The organism is Micromonospora sp. DT4 (assembly GCF_049841675.1).
Taxonomy (GTDB): Bacteria; Actinomycetota; Actinomycetes; order Mycobacteriales; family Micromonosporaceae; genus Micromonospora.
In genome coordinates, this window is record NZ_JBNCKT010000359.1 from 1 (window position 1) to 596 (window position 596).

Below are 596 nucleotides of genomic sequence, written 5' to 3' on the forward strand. Positions count from 1 at the left end.
ATCTCGTCGTTGCGGCGCTCGATGGCGGCGAACATGGCGCGGATGTGGGTGGTGCGCAGTTTGTCCAGCGGGATGTCGCCCAGGTGTGGGATGAGGTGGACCCGGGCGATCGATTCGTAGCCGCGCTGTGTGTTCGCGTCGATTGTGAGGTGGGTCAGCCATCCGGTGAGGTACTCGGCGACGGTGGGCGTGTCGGCCAGCGTGCCGTCGCCGCGCAGCCGCTGGCGGATGCGGTCGACCTCGGGCAGGGGGCGTTGGGCGCGTACGGCGGTTTGCAGCAGGTCGGCGATCTCGGTACGGCGGCGGCGGTCTCCGTTGGCGAGGGCGAGCAGGTCGCGGGCGTGGTCGAGTTCGTCGGCGGCGGCACGGCGGGTGGGGAAGCTGGAGCGGCGTAGCTGTCGGCGCCCGCCGTCGGTGGTGGGTGGGAGTTCGAGTTGGTAGGCCCAGTGGCCGTGGTCGGAGCTCCAGGCGCGGTTCGGGCGGCGTAGTTTCGGGCAGTCGTTTCCCAGTGGCTTGCCGGTGTCGGGGTGGCGGCAGCCGCAGCGCTTGAAGATGCTTCCGTCTGGCATCGGTGGTGGTGCTCCCGTTCGTCTGGG

General features: G+C 70.3%; 1 pseudogene. It reads right to left on the reverse strand.

The features are described from left to right. Nucleotides 1-569, reverse strand: a pseudogene (locus ACLQ24_RS30105) (site-specific integrase); the annotation flags it as partial. Between the last annotated feature and the right edge of the window lie 27 nt (nucleotides 570-596).